Annotated in this window: 17 protein-coding genes; 14 read left to right on the forward strand and 3 right to left on the reverse strand. The window is 41.3% G+C overall.

Going from position 1 to position 21640, the window contains the following annotated elements:
- The first annotated feature begins 3 nt into the window (after nt 1–3).
- The 3 genes from LKE01_RS00975 to LKE01_RS00985 all read left to right on the forward strand — a co-directional run bounded on the left by LKE01_RS00975 (nt 4) and on the right by LKE01_RS00985 (nt 4794).
- On the forward strand, nt 4–2055 hold the full coding sequence (locus LKE01_RS00975) for a glycosyl hydrolase 115 family protein (protein ID WP_056980970.1): 2052 nt from the start codon (nt 4–6) through the stop codon (nt 2053–2055).
- A 45-nt stretch (nt 2056–2100) separates the two neighbouring features.
- Nucleotides 2101–2919 carry a sialate O-acetylesterase gene (locus LKE01_RS00980; protein ID WP_056980968.1) on the forward strand — a complete coding sequence of 273 codons (819 nt, stop codon included), beginning with the start codon at nt 2101–2103 and terminating at the stop codon, nt 2917–2919.
- 486 nt (nt 2920–3405) lie between these two features.
- Nucleotides 3406–4794 (forward strand): sugar porter family MFS transporter, encoded by a 1389-nt coding sequence (locus LKE01_RS00985; RefSeq protein WP_054768860.1) that lies wholly within the window; start codon nt 3406–3408, stop codon nt 4792–4794.
- 131 nt (nt 4795–4925) lie between these two features.
- Here the strand turns inward: LKE01_RS00985 and LKE01_RS00990 are convergent, their stop codons facing one another.
- Nucleotides 4926–6320 carry a substrate-binding domain-containing protein gene (locus LKE01_RS00990; protein WP_056980966.1) on the reverse strand — a complete coding sequence of 465 codons (1395 nt, stop codon included), beginning with the start codon at nt 6318–6320 and terminating at the stop codon, nt 4926–4928.
- A 327-nt stretch (nt 6321–6647) separates the two neighbouring features.
- On the reverse strand, nt 6648–7310 hold the full coding sequence (locus tag LKE01_RS00995; RefSeq protein ID WP_056980965.1) for a GntR family transcriptional regulator: 663 nt from the start codon (nt 7308–7310) through the stop codon (nt 6648–6650).
- Nucleotides 7311–7520: 210 nt separating this feature from the next.
- On the opposite strand from LKE01_RS00995, the gene LKE01_RS01000 reads away from it, so the two are divergent.
- From LKE01_RS01000 to LKE01_RS12005, 7 genes are all read left to right on the forward strand, one after another.
- On the forward strand, nt 7521–9143 hold the full coding sequence (locus tag LKE01_RS01000) for a mannitol dehydrogenase family protein (RefSeq protein ID WP_056980963.1): 1623 nt from the start codon (nt 7521–7523) through the stop codon (nt 9141–9143).
- A gap of 16 nt (nt 9144–9159) precedes the next feature.
- A complete protein-coding gene (gene uxaC / locus LKE01_RS01005) occupies nt 9160–10584 on the forward strand; it encodes a glucuronate isomerase (RefSeq protein WP_056980961.1) in 1425 nt (474 codons plus the stop codon).
- A 20-nt stretch (nt 10585–10604) separates the two neighbouring features.
- The gene (locus LKE01_RS01010; protein WP_054768859.1) at nt 10605–11486 is read left to right on the forward strand and encodes an aldose 1-epimerase family protein; all 882 of its coding nucleotides are present in this window, start codon (nt 10605–10607) and stop codon (nt 11484–11486) included.
- A 70-nt stretch (nt 11487–11556) separates the two neighbouring features.
- A complete protein-coding gene (locus LKE01_RS01015) occupies nt 11557–12549 on the forward strand; it encodes a D-isomer specific 2-hydroxyacid dehydrogenase family protein (protein ID WP_056980959.1) in 993 nt (330 codons plus the stop codon).
- A gap of 165 nt (nt 12550–12714) precedes the next feature.
- Complete coding sequence (gntK, locus tag LKE01_RS01020; protein ID WP_054768858.1) at nt 12715–14259, forward strand: gluconokinase; 1545 nt, start codon at nt 12715–12717, stop codon at nt 14257–14259.
- Nucleotides 14260–14478: 219 nt separating this feature from the next.
- On the forward strand, nt 14479–15648 hold the full coding sequence (locus tag LKE01_RS01025; RefSeq protein WP_056980957.1) for an acetate/propionate family kinase: 1170 nt from the start codon (nt 14479–14481) through the stop codon (nt 15646–15648).
- 84 nt (nt 15649–15732) lie between these two features.
- Entirely contained in the window at nt 15733–15894 is a 162-nt protein-coding gene (locus LKE01_RS12005) for a hypothetical protein (protein WP_169790306.1), read from the forward strand.
- A gap of 117 nt (nt 15895–16011) precedes the next feature.
- Here the strand turns inward: LKE01_RS12005 and LKE01_RS01030 are convergent, their stop codons facing one another.
- Nucleotides 16012–17028 carry an aldose epimerase family protein gene (locus tag LKE01_RS01030; RefSeq protein ID WP_054768857.1) on the reverse strand — a complete coding sequence of 339 codons (1017 nt, stop codon included), beginning with the start codon at nt 17026–17028 and terminating at the stop codon, nt 16012–16014.
- A gap of 184 nt (nt 17029–17212) precedes the next feature.
- On the opposite strand from LKE01_RS01030, the gene LKE01_RS12010 reads away from it, so the two are divergent.
- The 4 genes from LKE01_RS12010 (at nt 17213) to araA (ending at nt 21602) form a co-directional block, all read left to right on the forward strand.
- Nucleotides 17213–17389 carry a hypothetical protein gene (locus LKE01_RS12010; protein WP_169790305.1) on the forward strand — a complete coding sequence of 59 codons (177 nt, stop codon included), beginning with the start codon at nt 17213–17215 and terminating at the stop codon, nt 17387–17389.
- 31 nt (nt 17390–17420) lie between these two features.
- A complete protein-coding gene (locus tag LKE01_RS01035) occupies nt 17421–18503 on the forward strand; it encodes a GntR family transcriptional regulator (protein WP_056980956.1) in 1083 nt (360 codons plus the stop codon).
- 241 nt (nt 18504–18744) lie between these two features.
- On the forward strand, nt 18745–20118 hold the full coding sequence (locus tag LKE01_RS01040) for a sugar porter family MFS transporter (protein WP_056980955.1): 1374 nt from the start codon (nt 18745–18747) through the stop codon (nt 20116–20118).
- 59 nt (nt 20119–20177) lie between these two features.
- Nucleotides 20178–21602, forward strand: coding sequence for an L-arabinose isomerase (gene araA, locus LKE01_RS01045; protein WP_054768856.1), 1425 nt, complete (start codon nt 20178–20180; stop codon nt 21600–21602).
- The last annotated feature ends 38 nt before the right edge of the window (nt 21603–21640 follow it).

Consider the following 21640-nt stretch of genomic DNA (forward strand, 5'->3'; position numbering starts at 1 on the left):
ACATTGTCTAATAAAGAATTTACAATTTCACAGGGGACAAAAGTTGATGCCCAAGATTTTCGTAACACGGTTTTGAAGTATGCCTGCGAGATTCTGCAACGCGATATTAACCGAGTTACCACTGAAAAAGATGCCGACAATACAATTTATTTAACTGTTGATCCTCAAGCACCTGTCGACGGTGATGATTATCAAATCACACTTTCGTCTCCTGATAAAGTAACTGTTTCCTCAAGGACTTCGCTTGGTGTCATGTATGGTGCATTGGCGATTTCTCGAGATGTCCTTAAAATTGATGACTTTTGGTACTGGATGGACACTGTTCCAACCGTTCAAAAGACGATTCAGATGACCAACTTTGACATGCATATTCCGAATTATCAAACCGAATATCGTGGCTGGTTTGTCAATGATGAGTTGCTTATTCGTGGTTGGAAAGATCATGATTCTCAACGTTTTATTTGGCAGCGAGTCTTTGAAACCGCCTTGCGTGTGGGATGCAATGTGATTGTTCCCGGTACCGATGTTCAATCACAGATTAACCGTAATCCAGCTAAAGAGTTTGGCTTAATGATTGCCCAACATCATGCGGAACCACTTGGTGCCAAGATGTTTGCCCGTGAATATCCTGAACTTGAAGCATCATTCTTAAAGTATCCTGATTTATTCAGAAAACTTTGGCGTGACGCAATCAACGAACAAAAAGGAACTCCAACCATTTACAGCTTGGGATTCCGTGGCCAAGGAGACAAGCCGTTCTGGGAAGATGATACCAGCAGAACATGGGATGACAAGGCAATTGCCGATGTCGTCAACGGTGTCATCAAAGAACAGTATGACATGATTAAAGAATTGGATCCGGGTGCTCCTATGGCCCTCAACGTCTATGGCGAATTGGCCGGCCTTTACAAAAAAGGCTTGGTTGATGTTCCGGACGATTTGATTGAAATCTGGGCCGACAGTGGATATGGCAAGATGGTTTCAAGAAGACAAGGTTTGGATAATCCACGTTCACCATTATTGGATATTCCAAATCCACATCATCGTAAGCGTGGCCTTTACTATCACGTTGCCTTCCATGATTTGCAAGCTTCAAACTTCTTAGGTTTACTTTCAAACAGCCCAGAATTTGTCTCATCAGAATTAATGAAGGCTCGAAGTAAAGGGCTTGATACGCTTGAATTGGTTAATACCGGAAACATCAAGCCACACGTTCTTTATTTGCGTGAAGTTGCCAAAACTTGGGTCAAGGGATACACTGCTCGTAGTAACGATGAGATCCTTGATGACTACGTTAATAATTACTATTCCGAACATCAAAAAGAGATTGTTTCATTGTACGAAGATTATTGGAAATCCGTTGTTCAATACGGTACCCATTCAGATGAAACTGCCGGTGATGAACTTTCACCATTCTTGATTAGAAGAATTATCAAGACCTGGTTGGGCGGCAAGGACAAGCTCCCTGATGCAGGTTGGATTGTTGGCGATGATTCATTGGCTGACGGTGTTAAAAAGATTGATGGGATGATCACACCAAAGCTTCCTGGTTGGGAAGAATTAGTGCTCAATCTTAAGAAATTGATGCTGAATCTCAATCAACAAGATGCCAAGACACTCTATGGTGATTTGTATCTGAGCACCCTTTATCAGGCTGATGGCCTCAAAGCCTTACACCTGGTTATTCAAGCTTATGAATTATCAATGGCTGCCAAGAAGGATGACGACTATTTGAAGCCATTCCTGCTTGCTGATGAAGCCTATCACACAATGGATGAAATTAACTTTGCTCAAAGTCATCACAAGTCAACGAAGTGGTACGACTTCTACAAGAATGATGGTTATGATGACATGCCTCTTACGGCAATCAAGCTTCGATTCTTACGTCATTACTTAAGAACCCTTGGTGACACTGCCGATGAGGATGACTGGGAGCGTCGCTTTATTAAAGCACCCGGTGAGGCTCGTGTCATGACACTGTGGACAACCGCACGAGAATTATCGGATGATGATCTTGCAAAGAAATTACGTGAACGTTTAATTGACAAGCTTTAACGTGTTGAATCACGATAAACTGTCAAAATGAGAGAGGAGAAGAAAATGGAAACTGAACGGAAACCACTAACAATCATTTCAGCTGGTCAATCGAATATTGATGGTCGAGTTCCAATTGCGGAACTGCCAAAGCCAATTTCATTACCATTAGCTAACTGCCATTACTGCAGTAATTACACACCAAATCATGAGGATGGAGTCTTTCAAGATTCCATTAAAGTCAGTGACTTGTCTGATAATCGCTGGGGATTTGACTTAGTAACCTACTATTACCTGACTCATTTAGCAAAATATGATTTGTATGTGATGAAGTGTTCTGAGGGTGGAACTTCAGTTGCTCCTACCGGTGAAGGCGGCCACCAAGGCCACAACCACTGGACCACTGAAATCGACAAATTGGATAGTCCAAGCAACTCACTACTGCTTCAATTCAAGCAAATTATTGAAGCCTGCGAGAAAAACGCTAAGCACAATCTCGATGTTCAAGCCATGGTTTGGCATCAAGGTGAAGGCGACCGAGCTTCCTTCTCACAAGAAGCAGCTGATAACTACTACCAGAACCTTAAGGCAGTATTTGAAACATGCAGAGGCTACGTCAATAAGCCTGATTTGCCAATTTTCTGTGGAACAGTAAGTCACAATTCCGAGCAATACGATCCAAAAGTTGAAGCCGGATTGCTCAAGATTGCCAAGGAAGATCCAAATGTCCATGTTATCGATATGCAAAAAGGCACATTGCTTGACCAATTCCATTTTGATCCTAAGTCCAGCATGTACTTTGGAAAAGCCATTTATGATGCAATGATCGATAAGCATGTGATTGAAGGACCACGTGTTGATATTGGTGAGTATCGAGTATATTAATTGACAATTAAAAATGTTTGACTTATGTATTAAAAGGATGCCAACTGCGGCATCCTTTTTTGGTTCATTTTTGGATGTATGCAATGAAATGAATTTTTTGAGCAGATCAGAAGGCCCTGATCAAGTGATTGTAAAGAAGAAGGGGATGTTCATTATTTGTGAAAAAAGTGCAATATCCAGTCAAAATTCTTGAAAACGATTGCAAATGCAAACCTGTGGTGGTAGTATATTGACAGTGATATATCAGATTGTTCAACTTTTTACCCTTACTTTCCCTCTATTGTGAATATATGTATTTGTCTGAACGCTGTTGAATAGGCGTTTGTTGATTGATTAAGCATATTTTCCGCAATTATTATTACTTATAAATATTCCTTTAGAGGTGAATAAAGGGCTAATTATTCATGAACTGATATATATTACGTAGCTTGATATTCCCAAAAGTATCACTTGGGGTTTTCAAGTTATGAATAAGGAGAGATTACCATGGAGAAGAAAGTTAAGAAGCAGGAATACCCCCGCTTTTTATTGATTGTAGTTGTAATTGCTGCCCTTGGAGGATTGCTGTTTGGATATGATCAAGGTGTAATGGCTGGGGCGATTAATTTCATCGGCCATACGTTTAAAATGTCGAGTGGCCTTTTAGGTTTTATTTCGGGTTGTATTCCATTAGGAGCCATGGTTGGATGCTTGGTTGCCGGATGGCTTGCGGATCGTATCGGACGAAAAATCATGATGTTTGTATCGGCAATTTTGTTTGCGCTTTCAAGCCTTGGATGTGCGGTTGCACCTTCCGTAGGGATCCTGATTACAGCACGGCTTCTCGGCGGACTGGGAATCGGAATGGTTTCAACTTTGGTACCACTTTATATAGCTGAAATTTCACCTAAACAGGTCCGTGGAAAAATGGTTGGTGGATATCAGTTGGCCGTTGCTATTGGAATCTTTGTTGTTTATATCATCAATGCGTTGATTGCCAATACGCATACGCTTGAATGGAATCAAGACGTTGGCTGGAGAATGATGTTCTTGGCTGGAATTATTCCGGGACTCCTTTTCTTCGTACTCCTATTCGTTATTCCTGAAAGTCCCCGTTATTTGATCAGTCATGGACAGGCAGACAAAGGCAGCAAAATTCTTAAAAAAGTCACTTTTAGTGATGCTGACGCAATTGATGATGAAATCGGCACCATTCAAAAAACTGTTAAAGAGGAAAATAACGGTAAAGGCTTCATAGGTGAGCTTTTAAAAAAGGGTACTCGAATGGCATTATTCATCGCCATTATGTGTTCCGTATTCCAACAATTAACCGGTGTTAATGCCGTTGGATACTACGCACCGTTTATCTTTAAGAATGCGGGTGCCGGAACAGATGCCGCAATGATTGAAACGATTCTCATTGGCTTGGTCAAAGTAATCTTCGTTGCCTTCTTCATGGGACTGGTTGATAAATTGGGTCGAAAACGCCTCCTAAAATGGGGCGGTTATGGAATGGCTGCCTGCATGTTCCTACTGTCATTCAGTTTCAACCAAGATCCAATTACACTTGGCTTTAATATCCTAATTATCATTTTGATTATTTCTCACACAAGTTTATTTGAAATCTCTTGGGGTGGCGGTACTTGGATCCTTATTTCCGAAATGTTTCCAAATAAAATCCGTGGCCGTGCTTCATCCATTGCTTCATGTGCATTGTGGGCTGCTACCTATGCCGTAACTCAATTCTTCCCAATGATGTTGGATGGACTTGGCAGTGTTTGGACATTCTTTATCTTTGGCCTGTTCTGTGTAGCCATGGGACTGTTCATTCAAATATTCTTCAAGGAAACTGCTGGAAAATCATTGGAACAAATTCAAGAAGATTCTCAAAATTAACGACGATTTCATTAAATATGAACACAACAAAAAGGATGCCTTTTGAATTAGGCATCCTTTTAATTTGCTTTGGAACGATCAATTTTAGTGCTTCATAATTTTAAGTATTCAGCATCTCAGCCAATTACCACTTACTTTAATCCCACATAGCCAGTCTTATCAATCAATCTTTGTCCCTGATTGGTTTGTAGCCAGTGAATCAATTTAGTACTGTTTTGACTTGGATTGTCCCGTGTAATCGCGTAAAAGTGGCCAACCAGTGGATATTTTCCGTTGCGGATATTTGCGGCAGTTGGGGTAACCCCATTAATCTTGATGAGCTTAATCTTTTTGTTATGCTTCATTTGAGTTGCGTAAAATCTGAATGAGTAACCAATTGCATTTGAATGATTATTATAACCGGCAATTTCGTCAATTAAAAATCCCATGCCATCCGTCGCTTGATATCTCAAAGGCTTCACTAGCTTTTTATCTTTCATGACTAGTTGTTCCATTGCAGTCTGGCTTCCAGATCCTTCTGCTCTTTGGAAAGGTTGAATAGGGCTGAATTTACCACCAACATTTGACCAAAAGATGGTTTTTCGTTGGTAGATCGATTGAATCTGAGAAATCGTTAAATTATTGACTGGATTTTTCTTGTTCACGAAGAAAACAAAAGCTTCGGTACCAAGTTTAGTCAGTCGTAAGTGAATATGGGCTTTTTTGGCAGCCTTATATTGAGCAGGCGAAGGTTGCGCCATAAAGGTAATATCTGATTTGTGCTGAATCAAACTGTTAAATGCCTTTGGGGTTGTATCTACCCGAATCATCTTAGCAGCCTGCTTGGCATTCATTCCAGAATACGTTGCCTGGGCAGCTGCAGAATAGATTGGATAAAGTGCAGTCGCACCGTTTAACCGTGGGTAGTTGTGGGTAATCCGAAGCGTGGCAGGCGTCTTTAATCGAGCCAGAGCCTTATTTTTCATAAATGGCCGATATTGTCGAAGACTAAGTTCACTGGACATCCCATAATCCTGAGTAAATCGCAGGTTTGTCGCAAAATGCTGATAGAAGGGTAACAAACTTACGAGAACTAAAATGAGTAAGCCACCACTTTTTCTCTTGTCTAATTTGGGCAGCCTGTGCGTTTTAATCTGATAGATCACCATCCCCATGATTGATGACCAAAACGTTGCAATGAACATCCAGCCTAAATTGTGGTACATCATAAAGCCACCAGCAGCGATCGTTGAAATGTTATAAGGAATAATCAAAAATGGGTAGTAGATCGAAATCTGATAAAGATTATAGCGGTTTACGATCAAAATAATCGAAAAAATACCAAAGTAATAGATGAAACCAATGATAAGAGCTCGAATTTCCGTTGAAAAATCAGAAATGGCGAAATTACTGTTGTAGCGATACCAATAAAGGCAGTTCAACAATAAAGCCGGGATCATTGCCCACCACCAACCAAGCCCAAAAGCTCCGGCTGAACCCACAATGAGTGGTGAAACAACCAAGCAGCGGAATAAGAGCCATTTCATTTTCTTACGATACGATTTGTCTTTTGCGATAATAAAGCATCCCCCATAAAATATAAAATTTTAAGCATATTCATTCTATCGATTATGTGATAGTAATAATAGGGCATGTTTAGTTGTGGCCATAGGCTTAATACCTGGAAACTCAAGCATAGGACGACAATATGGAATCATTAAAAATATATTAAGGAATCAATTTGATAACTAACCAATTATAACTGATTGCTACTTCTGCTTTAGCAAATCTCAATGGCGACACAATAAAAGATCTCCACCAACAATCCATATTCTTGTTGGTGGAGATCCTTTAACGTTTATAGGATTTATATTTTAATTCTCAAAATAATCCGGATAAGCATTCACAACTTTTTGCTTTTCCAAAAGCATCAGGTGCAAATGTTGAGTAACCAAGAAGCTGAGATCATCAATATCTTTGCTTTTGACTGCCCTAAAAATAGCTTCATGCTGATTGGTCAGCGTGTCCCAATCAAGTTCAGATTCTTTCAATCGTAAGCGACGAAAACGATTCAATTGGGTATTGTTTATCTGCAGCCAGTTCCAAACCGTATCTTTGCCAACGACTGAATAAAAGGCGTGGTGGAAATCCTGATCCAAATCGAAAAAGTTATCAGGTTCGCTTCTTGAAGCGGTTTGCTGTTGCTGGTCCAAATTTTTCTGGATCTTTGCAATATCATCGCTAGAAATGTTCACCGCCGCATCGACCATAATTTTTGGTTCAATGCAATTGCGGACAAAGCGGGCGTTCTTAGCATCTGCCATATCAATTTTGGTAATGTAGGTCCCACTTTGGGGGATGACTTCGATTAAGCCTTCACGTTCAATCCGGATAATGGCTTCTCTAACTGGTGTTCGACCGAGGCTTAACTCTTGTGAGATCAGCTTTTCGGAAATCTTTTGGCCCGGAATATAGTCAAAGTGGATGATTCGATATTTAATTTCGTTGTAAGCATCACTGCGCATATTATCTAGCATAATCGTTCTCCTTTAGATAACATCATATTAGCATAATTTGGTGAAAAAGTTAACGTAGACCCTTGAAAAAACTGGGGTATTGACAATCTGATATATCAGAATATAATGAAAACGAAAGCGTATCCAGAAGACTGGTGTATCAGTTTGAACCAATTTGATGGGCACACCTTCATGTTTGGCTTAATTAGTGCAATACGGGAGGTTTAATTAATGGTAAAAATTACTGATGATTACCTGAACAACAAGAAAGAATTCACGGATGCCGGAATCAAAGTTCCAACCTATGATATCAAGAAGAAAAATGGTGCCACAAAATGGGTTCACTTTGGTGGCGGAAACTTGTTCCGAGCTTTTCATGCCGCAATTGCTGATCGTCTGCTTGAATCAGGCGACTTGGACGCCGGTATTGTTGTTGCCGAAACTCATGATAAAGACGTCGTAACCGATGCCTACAAAAAATTTAACGATAGAATATTACGAGTTATCACCCATGAAGATGGTAACTTTGAAAAAGAATTATTTGCTTCCGTTTCAGATGCTTTGTACTTTGATCAAAGTAATCCCGACGGTTGGAAGAAATTATTCAAAATATTTGAGAATCCAGCCCTTCAATTAGCCACTTTCTCAATTACCGAAAAAGGTTATAACCTTTGGGACAGTCAAGGAAACTTGCTGCCAGCTATTGAAGATGATATTAAGAATGGCCCTGAAGCACCTAAGAATAACATGGCTTCTCTTACTTCATTGATGTTTGCCCGTTTCAAAGCCGGCAAGTATCCAATGGCTTTGCTCAGTACCGATAACTTTTCACAAAATGGTGAGAAGTTGGAAAAGAGCGTTTTGACCATTGCCAAAGGCTGGGAGAAGAATGGCCTGGTTCCTTCAGAATTTGTTGATTACTTACAAGATGACAAGAAGGTCAGCTTCCCACTCTCAATGATTGACCGAATTACGCCAAATCCTTCAGAGACTGTATCTGACAAGCTTAAGGCAGATGGCTTTGAAGATTATCAAATCTTCCACACACCAGGTCACACCAACATCGCTGCATTCACCAATACTGAAGAAGTGCATTACCTGGTTGTTGAAGACGACTTTCCAAACGGCCGACCAGCATTGGATAAAGCAGGGGTTATCTTAACCAACCGCGATACGGTTAATGATGCCGATGAAATGAAAGTAACAACCTGCTTGAATCCACTTCACACGGCTTTGGCTGTTAACGGAAGCCTGCTTGGATTTAATTCAATTGCTAAAGAGGTTAGTGATCCTGATATGCTTAACCTCATCAAACAAATCGGCTATGTTGAAGGCTTGCCGGTTGTAACCGACCCTAAGGTTATCAATCCAAAGAAGTTTATCGACCAATTGGTTAACAAACGTCTTCCAAACCCATACAGCCCAGATATGCCACAGCGAATTGCTGCCGATACTTCTCAGAAGCTGTCAGTTCGTTACGGCGTCACAATTCAACATTACATTGATGATCCTAAACGTGACCCTAAAGATCTTCACTTCATTCCATTGGTTCTTGCAACTTGGTGCCGTTACCTTATGGCAATTGATGATCAAGGCAAGCCATTTGAACCAAGCAGAGATCCAATGTTGTCAGAACTTCAGCCAAAAGTTGCCGACATTAAACTCGGTGAAAAGACTGATGTTCATGCACATCTGAAAGACATCTTGTCCAACAAGAAGATCTTTGGCTATGACTTATATGAAATTGGCCTTGGTGACGTTGTTGAAGGATACTTTGCATCACAAATCAGTGGCGTTGGTGCTGTTCGCAAGACGCTTGAAGATACCTTATCAAAGTATGCTAAACAAATTTAACTAAGGAGACAGACACATGTCATTACTTAATGATGATTTCCTTTTGACCACCCCAATGGCCAAAAAATTGTTCCATGATCATGCTGAAAAAATGCCGATCATCGATTTCCATTGTCACTTGGATCCAAAGGAAATTTACGAAAATAAGAATTATAAAAATCTCACCCGAATCTGGATTAACGAAGGCAACTTTGGTGACCACTACAAGTGGCGCTTAATGCGGGCCAACGGTGTTCCGGAAGACCTGATTACCGGTGACGGTGATGATTATAAAAAGTTCCTCGCATGGGCTGGTACCATTGAAAAGGCTTTGGGGAATCCGCTGTTTGAGTGGACTCACCTTGAACTACGCCGCTTCTTTGGCATCAATGATGTTTTCAACACCAAGACAGCTCCGGCTATCTGGGAAAAGGCCAACAAATTATTAGCAACTGATGATTTCAAGCCACGCAACTTAATCAAGCGTTCAAATGTTCAGGTTGTCTGCACGACAGATGATCCGGCATCCGACTTGAAATATCATAAGTTACTCAAAAAAGAAGAAGACCAAAACGGCTTCAAAGTATTGCCTGCTATGCGTCCAGATAAGGCATTCAACCTAACTGCAGACAGCTACGGCGATTACCTTGACCAACTTGCCAAAGTTTCCGGCAAGAAGATTACATCATTTAAGAGCCTGGTTGGCGCTCTTCGTCAACGGTTCGAATATTTTGCAAGCTTGGGTGGCCGGCTTTCCGACCACGGCTTGAACTTCTTCCACTTTGTTAAAGCTTCAGACGATGAAATGAACGATATTATCGACAAAGCTCGTAACAATAAGAAGCTCACCAAGACTAAAATTGACCAATATCAGACAATGTTGGTTGAAGCCTTGATGCATTTGAACAAAGAATTTAACTGGACCATGCAGTTCCACATGAATGTTATCAGAAACGCCAACAAGCCAATGTTTAAGAGCTTTGGTCCCGATGGTGGATTTGATTCAATGGGAACTCAACCTGATTTGGCACAAGAATTTATGAAGTTATTGATGGATTCCCAAGAGCAGGACCAAATTCCAAAGATGATCATCTATTCATTGAATCCAAATGACTGGATGCAACTCGCTACCGGAATGGGTGACTTCCAACAAGATGGTGTTCAAAAGCTTCAATTAGGTGCTGCTTGGTGGTTCAATGATACCTTTGACGGCATGAAGCGTCAGTTGACAATCATGGCTGAACAAAGCCTGCTGCCTAACTTTGTCGGCATGCTGACTGATTCACGAAGCTTCCTTTCATATCCGCGTCACGAGTACTTCAGAAGAGTATTGTGCAACGTTATTGGTGAATGGGCTGAACGTGGTCAGGCACCTGATGACGAGGATTATCTGGGCAAGATTGTCGAAGATATTTCGTACAACAATGCTCATGATCAGTTCCACTTCTTTGACAAAGACTAAGCAACCAGGGGTGTGGTCAAATGCAAACAATTCAGAACAAAGATTTTAAGGCTGAAATAGATGAGCACGGTGCCCAGTTAACTCATCTTTATAATCGGGCGGCTGGTTTTGACTATATTTGGAATAATGATTTATGGCCAAAGCATGCACCCATTCTATTTCCGGCTATTGGCAGGTCAAATGAAGATGCCTATCTTGTCAACGGAAAGCGATACGAGATGCCGCAACATGGGTTTGCCGGTGACTACGACTTTGAAGTTGTCAGCCACAAGGACGATTCAGTTAAGCTGTTGATGAAATCCGATGACTCAACCAAGCAGTGTTATCCGTTTGACTTTGAGTTCACCGTTACTTTTACTGTGAATGACAATGGCCTCAACGTCTCTTTCAAAGTTGAAAATCAAAGTACCAGTGATCTTTCATATTCACTTGGTTATCATCCAGCCTTCAACGTTCCAATCAATGGTGAAGGGCAGTTTAATGATTACCGGTTGGATCTCGAACCAAAAGAAGAATCTTTGGACACGTATGAAATCGTCAAGAAGCCAAATCCATACCGTTCAGGTAAGATGGCCAAGCTGGTTAACTATCAAAATGGCATTGTTGAACTTGACCACAACATGTTTGAAAAAGGCTTGATCATCATTAAGAACAAGGGTATCCAAACCGTTAAGCTGTATTCAGCAGATAGCCAACATTCGGTGACGGTTGATGTGTCTGATTTCGACCACGTCACACTGTGGACTAAAGAAGGTGCGGATGCGCCGTTCCTATGCATCGAACCATTCAACGGTCTGCCTGATGTCTATGGCAGCCTGGTTGAATTAAGTAACAAAGAAGGAAATCAGCATGTTGGTGCTGGGGAGTCTAAGGCTTACCAGTGCAATATCAATTTGCGTTAATCAGATTGATGGACCATTTAACTGATATATCAGCATATTAATAATATAAAAACATTAAGGAGAACATATCATGGAATACAATATTGCAGTTGTTAACTCAAATAGTTTTGGACAGGTCTTCACTGAACATTGGAAAGAATTGGAAAAGATTGGAACTGTTAAACGTTTCATGCTTCCTACCGATATTGATGGTAAGTCATTAGCTGAAAAGCTTCATGGCTTTAACGTCATCATTGCCAGTGTTACCCCATTCTTTAACAAAGAATTCTTTGATAACAAAGATGATCTTTTATTAATCTCACGTCACGGAATTGGTTTTAACAACGTTGACCTTGAAGCTGCCAAGAAGCATGGCACTCAAGTTGCAATCGTTCCACAAAAGGTTGAAAGAAACTCAGTTGCTGAAAATGAACTTGCCAACTTAATGGCATTGGTTCGTCAGGTTGTTCCTTCATCAGAACGTGAACGTGCCGGCCGTTATGAAGACCGTGCCCAATTCATGGGTAACCAACTCAGTGGTAAGACATTTGGTGTTATCGGCTGTGGAAACATTGGTAGCCGAGTAGCTGAATTGTTCAGCATTTTTGGCGGTCCAGTTTTGGTTAACGATCCACATCCTGCAACTGAACCAGAATGGTTTACCAACCACAACGTTGAACGCGTTGACTTGGAAACTTTGTTAAGCCGTTGTGACTACATTTCATTGAATGCATCACTTGATGACACCAGTCTTCATATGATCAATTCAAAGACGATCAAGAACCTTAAGAAGGGTGCTTACATCTGTAATAACGCCCGTGGTGCTCTGGTTGAAGAAGATGCTATCAGTGCTGCTATCAAATCTGGTCAATTATCAGGTTACGCAGCCGATGCAATGGAAGTTGAACCTGTTAAGGCCGACCATCCATTCTTGAAGAACGACCGTATCTTGGTAACACCACATACTTCAGCTTACACATACGAATGCCTTCACGGCATGGGTGAAAAATGTGTCAGCGATGTTAAGGCAATTGTTGCCGGCAAACGTCCTGGCCGTGAATTAACTCACGATTTGGAAGACTAAATTGTAATGAAACTCGGGTAACACGTTGCGTAAGTCAAAAATGATTGGAATCCAGAACTTGGGTTTCAATCATTTTGGGCTTGAATGTTTGGCGTTTGGCCCGTCGAAAATGTTTCGGTTAGGCAATATGCAAGTCCGAAACGAACCTGAAACGGAGAATGAATGATGGATTATATTATTGGAATTGACGTTGGTACCACCAGTACAAAGGCGTTGATTTACGATACCGATGGAAAAATATACGGCAAGGCCAATAAAGGTTATCCGCTCTATCAGGACACACCTGACATGGCTGAAGAAGATCCGGATGAGATCTTTAACGCGACAGTTTCTGCAATGCAGGAAGTCGTCGCCAAAGCCAATATTACCGACGGTAAAGTAATTGCGATTTCCTGGTCGGCACAGCAACACAGTTTAATTGCACTGGACAAAGACTTTAAGCCGCTTACCCGCTCACTTACATGGGCAGATAACCGTTCACAAAAGTACGCTGCTGAGTACAAGCAAAACGGTCGTGGAATGGAAATGTACAAACGGACCGGGTTACCGGTTCATCCAATGGGTCCATTCTACAAGCTGCTTTATTTCAAGAATGAACAGTCAAAGATCTTTGATCAAGCCGCTTACTGGGTTGGAATCAAGGAATATATTATCTGGAAGTATACTGGCGTCTTGAAGGAAGAGATTTCAATGGCTGCCGCAACTGGCTTGCTGAATATGAAAACTCGTCAGTGGGATGAAGAAGCCCTCAAAGAAACCGGCGTAAACGAAAAGCAACTTCCTGAATTAGTCGAAACGACTGATAAATTTCAAGGAATCAAATCAGAATATGCCAAAGTCATCGGAATTGATAAAGACGTTTACTTTGTCATGGGTGCCACCGATGGTGCCTTATCAACCATTGGTGTCGGCGCTATTCAAACTGGTGTCCTGGCAATTAATATCGGAACGTCAGCAGCTGTCAGAACCTTTGTTGACAAGCCGCGGGTTGATCCCAAAGGGCGTTTGTACTGCTACCCGGTTATGAAGGGCAAGTACCTGGTCGGCGGTCCTATCAATAATGGTGGAATTGTCTTGAACTGGGCACATGACTCATTATTTGGCGGTGAAGTTGAAGCAGCTAAACTGCTTAACATTGATTCGTACGATATGCTTTCGAAGATTGCTGCCACTGTTCCGGCTGGATCAGATGGCTTGATTTTCCATCCATATCTTGGCGGTGAACGGGCACCATTATGGGATGCCAATGCGCGGGGGTCATTCTTTGGCCTTAACCGCAAGCATACCCGGGCCCACATGATTCGTGCCGTCATGGAAGGGATCATGTACAATCTGTATTCTGTTACATTGGCCCTTAAAGAAGTTACCGGCGAACCCAAGGCGGTTTTGGCTGCCGGTGGTTTTGCCCGGTCAACTCTTTGGACACAGATGATGGCAGATATTTTCGAACACAATATCGTGATTCCCGAATCATATGAAAGCGGTAGTTTGGCCGCAATGTTTCTTGCCAAGATGGCTTTGGGGATGGAAGACAACCTTGAAGACATTAAGAAATACATGGGTAAAGAAACTGTTTATAAGCCAAATGAAGAAGTTTTCAAACGGTACCGAACCTTAATGCCGATTTATCTGCGGTTGAGTCGTGACCTTTCAAAGGAATATGAAGGGATTGCGGACTATCAACGTGAATTTACGGATATTGATAAATAACTAAAAAGGAGTTTCAACCTGTGATGTCAATTGGGGCAATGCAGGTTGGAACTTTTTTATTTGGAATAAAAGCCACTGGCGTCATTTTGATTGGATTAACTTTTGGTAATTAAAATAGCTAAAGTTGTCACAAACTCCAAACAAATAGTATACTTTTAGTTGTGGTTACGTTTTCATTTTGATGAAAAATATCCAATTAAAACAACGGAGGTACTGATAATGTCCAAAGTTCTGATTGTAAATGCAGGAAGTTCATCACTGAAGTTTAAGTTATTTGAAATGCCGGCGGAAGAGGTGCTTGCAGACGGTGAAGTTGAGCGTCTGAACATGGCAGGATCAAAGGTAAAAATCAAGTATGGTGATGGCAAGGTATACAAACGTGAAGAAGACAAGATTAATTATGAACATTCGGCAGGAATTATGCGGAATAGCCTGAAAGATTTAGGTATCATTGATCGTTTAAGAGATATCGATGCGATCGGTAATCGAGTCGTTGCCGGAAGTAATATCTTTGATAAAGTTGCCAAGATTGATGATGACAGCTTATCAAAAATCGTTGAGTTGGGTGACATTGCCCCAATTCACAATCCGGTAGAAGCTGAGTATATCGAGATTCTTCGTCGAATTCTTCCTGACACAGATCAGTATGCAATCTTTGACAGTGCCTTCTTTAAGGATGTTCCGGAAGTTAATGCAATTTATGGAATTCCATATGAATTGACAGAGAAATTTAATATCCGCCGTTATGGTGAACACGGTATTAATCATGGCTTTCTCACCCAGCGAGCACAGGAAATCCTTGGCAACAAAAAAGCCAAATTAGTCACCCTGCATTTGGGCTCAGGAGCTTCTGTGGCTGCTGAAAAGGCTGGCAAGTGTTACGATACCTCAATGGGCTTTACACCGATGAACGGGCTCGTTATGGGGACACGTTCGGGAGATATCGATCCAGCCCTGGTACCATTCTTTATGAAAGAGATGGGTGCCAGCGCTGATGAAGTCATTGACATGTTCAACAAGCGTTCAGGCATGCTGGGCGTTTCCGGGGTCTCCTCTGATATGCGTGATTTGGAGGATTCGGATGCTGATCGGGCTAAATTAGCCCTGGATATGTTCGTTAACCGCACTGTAAAGTATGCTGCCAGCTACATCACCGAATTGGGTGGCGTTGATGCCATTGTCTTCTCTGGTGGTATTGGTGAGCATGACCAGTGGGTTCGTGAGCAGGTCTGCCAGAAACTTGAGATCTTTGGAATCAAGTTGGATGGCAAGTTAAATGAAGCAGAAAAGCCCGGTGATCTGGGCATGAAAGATTCATCCGCACGGATCTTGTTGATTCCAGCTAATGAGGAATTGGCAATGGTACGGGATGTGGCAAAAGAACTTTAATTTTGATTTGAAAATGGCCGGTCGACTTTTTGAGTTGATCGGCCATTTTTTCGGCAAAATTATCGAGAAATATGTTCATGAGTTGTGAAGAGATGGACTTCTGAGCAGTATGAGGACGTCGATTACATGACGGCAATGTACAAAGGATACAGCAATAGTGGCGAAACTTTGGAAGAGATCCAAGATACCATTAAAGATTTACATCGACAAGAAGCAAGTCTTCAAAGACAGATCGACGATGCCTAGATAAAAGTAAAAACACTTTTTATGCAAAATGAGCAATACCCCCGAAGCTGTTACTTTAACTTTGGGGGTATTGCTCATTATTAGGTTCTTTTGGTTTATCTTATGCGAACGAATTAATTAAAATTCGACTTTGTATTTAATTGAATAAGTCTTCTCTTCACCAGCTGGCAATGTTACATCACCAAAGCCTTCATGGTTAGGAGTGTCCGGAAGGTTTTGAGCTTCCAAAGCAACTGCCATGTAAGGACCGCCTTGGCCACGGAGATAGTTGGTACCGGTTAAATCATCAGGAGTGAAGACAACCAGTGCATTTCGTGCTGAGCTGATCGCAACGCTGCGGCCGGTTTCTGGATCTGACAATTTGGCAATTGGTTCGTCTTCTTTATGATCATTGATTTCAAAGACTTCATCGTAACTGTGACCAACTTCAGCCTTCATGTCGGCAATTCCAACCTTCAAGTTCTCGTTGTCACGGAAGTCGTACGGTGTATCGTCAACAGCAACTTTCTTGCCAGTGGGGGTCTTGTCTTTGTTCAATTCCAAATAGTGATCCGCATTGATTTGAAGTGATTGGCCGTTGATACTGTTTCCTTCACTTAAGTTGAAGTATGTGTGTTGAGTTGGGTTGAACAAGGTGTCGGCGTCACTCTTGGCGCTGTAAGTTGCGGTTAATTCATTGTCATTGTTAAGTGAGAATGTAATCTTAACGTCAATGTTGCCGGGGAATGAATCCTCAGAAGAGTCGATGTGTTTGGTGAAGACAATTGTGTCACCGTCGAATGATCCATCCCAAATCTGGGTGTTGAATCCGTGAGGGCCACCATGCAATGTGGTTGTTCCTTCGTTTGAATCAACGTGATATTCTTTGCCTTTGATCTTGAAAGTTCCATTAGTAATTCGGCCGGCAGTTCTTCCAATAGCTTGGCAGAAGTATTGGTTATCCTGTAATTCTTTACTGCTTGGGGCACTGACCAAAATATTTGTTGGCTTGCCGTCGGGACCTGGAATGTTGAATTCTTCCAAGGTTGCACCGTAGGTGATTGCTGAAACAGAAACGTTGTGATCATTGGTAATCGTGAACTTTTCAATGTCTTGTCCATCTAATTTATCGAACAATTCTTTCTTGGTATTCATATATTAAATCTCCTCGTAAAAATAAATTGTGGTTTGAAACCGCTTTTATATGTATTATAATATGTTTTTGTACGGTGATGCAATACCAATTATTTAATTTATCCGTATAATTCTATATTAATTTTCAGCAAAGTATGATATTTTTATTACTGGAGTTGTTTATCGAATTGCGAAAGGGTCTCTAATGAAAACTTTATTGTATGTTTTATCAGGAATTACAGATTTATTGATTATTGTTTTTATTTTCATGGGAATGTATGAATTTGCCCGTAAAGATCAATCAAAGCCTAACCATCATTTTATTGTCTGGGCAATTGTATGCGTGTTCATTACATATGGATTGTTAATGTTGACTGAATAGTACCAAAATTTGAGCGAGGGGGATTAGTGTCATGGAAACGAAGTATGTGATGGTTAAAAAGAATATTAAGTCGAACATTATCAACGGCAAATATAAAATTAACGATAAGATCCCTACCGAGTCCGAATTGATGGCAAAGTACAAAGTCAGCCGATACACCATTCGCCGAGCCGTTGGCGATTTGGAACATGAAGGATATATTTACCGGGTTCAAGGCGGTGGGATGTACGTCAATGATTGGATTAACAAGAAAGTTTCGTCTGATCGCTCGAACCAAAATGTAGGCGTTGTCACGACCCACATTGCAAATTATATTTTTCCAAGCATCATTAGTGGGATTGATCAGGTCATTTCCGACGAGGGACTCTCGATCTTGATTGGTAATACCCATGATGAATATGAAAAAGAACGTCATAATTTATTAAATATGTTGGATAATGACGTCGTAGGATTTATTATAGAACCAACCAGAAGTACGTTGGACAACCCGAACCTGGACGTCTATCAAATGATCGTTGATTCGGGGAAACCGGCCGTCTTTATCAACGCGCATTATCCGCAGTTGAGTTTCCCATATGTGGAGACCAATGATACCGAAGCTGAAAAGACACTGGTTGACTACTTACTGGATCACGGACACGAACGAGTTTTAGGTGTCTTCCAAGTTGATGATCTTCAAGGTGTTCACCGAATGAACGGATTTATCAAGTCTTATCAAACGCATCCGAACGTTTCAACTTCCGGCGACATTATGATGTATCGTTCCAGCGACGACATTAATGATGTGCTGGAGAAGATTAAGACCCGGGTTAAAGTAGAGATGAACGCATTGCCAACTGCGATCGTTTGTTATAACGATCAGCTTGCCATTGAAGTGATTGGCATGTTAAGTAAGGAAGGCATTGCAGTTCCCGATCAGATTTCAGTTGCCGGATTTGATGATTATCAAATTTCACAGTATATAGATCCGACATTGACAACGATGATTCATCCCAAACGTAAAATGGGTCATACTGCTGCTCAACTACTCTTGGATATGCTTGACGGCAAGGATGGCGGTTCAAAAATTTTGGACTCCAAATTGGTTGTCAGAGGATCAACAAAAAGTATTTAACATACGTCACACAATAATTTAGTATGTTCATTTCCCATGAAAGGGGGTGACACACCGCGGACTATCCCATCCGTGTTTTATTTTCCGTAAAAATTTTGTGCTAACAAATCAAATATATCTTGATTTATGCGTATAAATATTTTATGCTCTTTTTGTAAGCGATGTCAGAAACCGTTTACAGTGCGCACGGAGTTTTTGCAATACATTTTTTAATATAAAATTTACGAATGGGGTGCTCGTTTTGAAAAAGGTCACAAATAATGGCTTTATCTATACATTTGGTGCCTTAGGTGGTTTGCTTTTTGGTTACGATATTGCGTCAGTTTCTGGTGCAATTCTGTTTATTGAAAAACAACTTCACTTAGGACCATGGGAACAAGGTTGGGTTGTTAGTTCAGTTTTAATCGGTGCGATTATTGGTGCGCTGGCAACTAGTAAGTTTTTGGATACTTACGGACGTCGTAAGTTGTTGATTTGGGCTTCAATTATCTTCTTTATTGGAGCTATCACTTCAGGATTTGCGCCTAACTTTGAAATCTTAGTTGGAACGCGTGTTGTCTTAGGTATTGGTGTTGGTATTACATCAGCATTGATTCCTGCTTATCTGCACGAACTTGCTCCTAAGAGCATGCATGGTGCCGTTGCAACAATGTTTCAGTTGATGATCATGATTGGTATTTTGTTAGCCTACATTTTGAACTACTCATTTGCTCATATGTACACTGGCTGGCGTTGGATGTTAGGATTCGCTGCTTTACCTGCTTTCATTCTTTTCGTCGGAGCCCTTTTCCTTCCGGAAAGTCCTCGATTCTTAGTTAAGATTGGTCATACTGATGAAGCCCGCGAAGTTCTGATGGACACCAACAAACATGATACCAAAGCTGTTGACACTGCACTTAGCGAAATTGAAGAAACTGCCAAGGCACCAGTTGGCGGCTGGAAAGAATTATTTGGTAAGGGCGTTCGTCCAGCATTGATTACCGGACTTGGCGTTGCCATCTTCCAGCAAGTTATTGGTAGTAACAGTGTTATCTTCTATGCACCAACAATCTTTACCGATGTTGGCTGGGGAGTTATCGCCGCATTACTTGCCCATATCGGAATTGGTGTTGTTAACGTTGCTGTTACTGTTGTTGCTATGCTGCTTATGGATAAAGTTGATCGTAAGAAGATGCTTGAGTTTGGTGCTGCAGGAATGGGTCTTTCATTGATCGTTATGTACACCGTTCTTAAGTTTGATAACGGATCACACACTGCCGCTATCGTGAGTGCTCTTGCACTTACTGTTTACATTGCCTTCTATGCAACAACTTGGGCACCAGTTACCTGGGTTCTGATTGGTGAAGTCTTCCCATTGAACATTCGTGGGTTGGGAACATCACTTTGTTCAGCAACCAACTGGTTGGCCGACATGGTTGTTTCATTAACATTCCCAATGATGCTTAGCTCATGGGGATTGGACAATGCCTTCCTGTTCTACGCAGTAATCTGTGGAATTGCCATTTGGGTATGCCACAGCAAGTTCCTTGAAACTCGTGGTAAATCACTTGAAGAGATCGAACTTGACTTGCACAAAGCTTCTGGAGAAAGTGTTTCGACAGATGCTACAAAATAGTTAACCAATTTTAGACCATTCGTCTAAAAATTAATAAATCATCAAGAGGAGAGAAAACTATGTTACAAGTACCTGATTATGAATTTTGGTTTGTTACTGGTAGTCAACATCTTTACGGAGAAGAACAATTAAAGTCCGTTGAAAAAGATGCCCGAGACATGGTTGATAAGTTGAATGCTTCAAAGAAGCTTCCTTACCCAATCGTGTTCAAGATGGTTGCCACCACTGCTGACAGCATCACTCAGTTAATGAAAGATGTTAACTACAATGATAAAGTAGCCGGTGTTATTACTTGGATGCACACATTCTCACCAGCTAAAAACTGGATCCGTGGTACTAAGTTATTGCAAAAGCCATTACTTCACTTGGCAACTCAATACTTGGATCACATTCCATATGACACTATCGACTTTGACTACATGAACCTTAACCAAAGTGCTCATGGTGACCGTGAATACGGCTTTATCAATGCTCGTCTTCAAAAACACAACAAGATCGTTTACGGCTGGTGGGGAGATCCAGAAGTCCAAGACGAAATTGCTGACTGGGAAGATGTCGCAGTTGCTTATGACGAAAGCTTCAAGATCAAGGTTGCTCGTTTCGGTGATAACATGCGTAACGTTGCTGTTACTGAAGGTGACAAAGTTGAAGCTCAAATCCAATTTGGCTGGACCGTTGATTACTTCGCACTTGGTGACTTGGTAGAATCAGTTAACGCTGTTTCTGAAAGTGACATTGACAAGAAGTACAAAGAATTACAAGACAAGTATGAATTTGTACAAGGCGACAATGACAAAGACAAGTACGAACATTCAGTTCGTTACCAAATCCGTGAATACTTCGGAATCAAGAACTTCTTGGACAAAGGTAACTACTCAGCATTCACTACCAACTTCGAAGACCTTTATGGTTTGGAACAATTACCTGGTCTTGCAGCTCAATTGCTTATGGACGAAGGTTATGGTTTCGGTGCCGAAGGTGACTGGAAGACAGCCGCTCTTGACCGCTTAGTTAAGATCTTGACTCATAATCAAGCTACTGCATTCATGGAAGACTACACTCTTGAATTACAAAAGGGTAAGGAAGCTATCCTTGGATCACACATGCTTGAAGTTGACCCTGGTATTGCCAGTGACAAGCCTCGTGTTGAAGTTCACCCATTGGACATCGGTGGTAAAGCTGATCCTGCACGTCTGGTATTTACTGGTCGTGAAGGCGACGCAATGGACATCACCATTTCTGACTTCGGTACTGAATACCGTATGATCGGATATGCTGTTGAAGGACACAAAGCTCCAAAGCCAACTCCACATCTTCCAGTTGCAAAACAAATGTGGACTCCAAAGATGGGCTTGAAGCATGGTGCTACTCAATGGATTCATGATGGTGGTGGACACCACACTGTCTTGACATTTGCTGCTAACGAAACTCAAATCCAAGACTTAGCTACTATGTTTGGATTGACATTTAACGACATCAAGTAATTGATGTTCGAGTAACCCTGAGAGATTACTCACCACAA

This window comes from Lentilactobacillus kefiri, assembly GCF_007989105.1.
Taxonomy (GTDB): domain Bacteria; phylum Bacillota; class Bacilli; order Lactobacillales; family Lactobacillaceae; genus Lentilactobacillus; species Lentilactobacillus kefiri.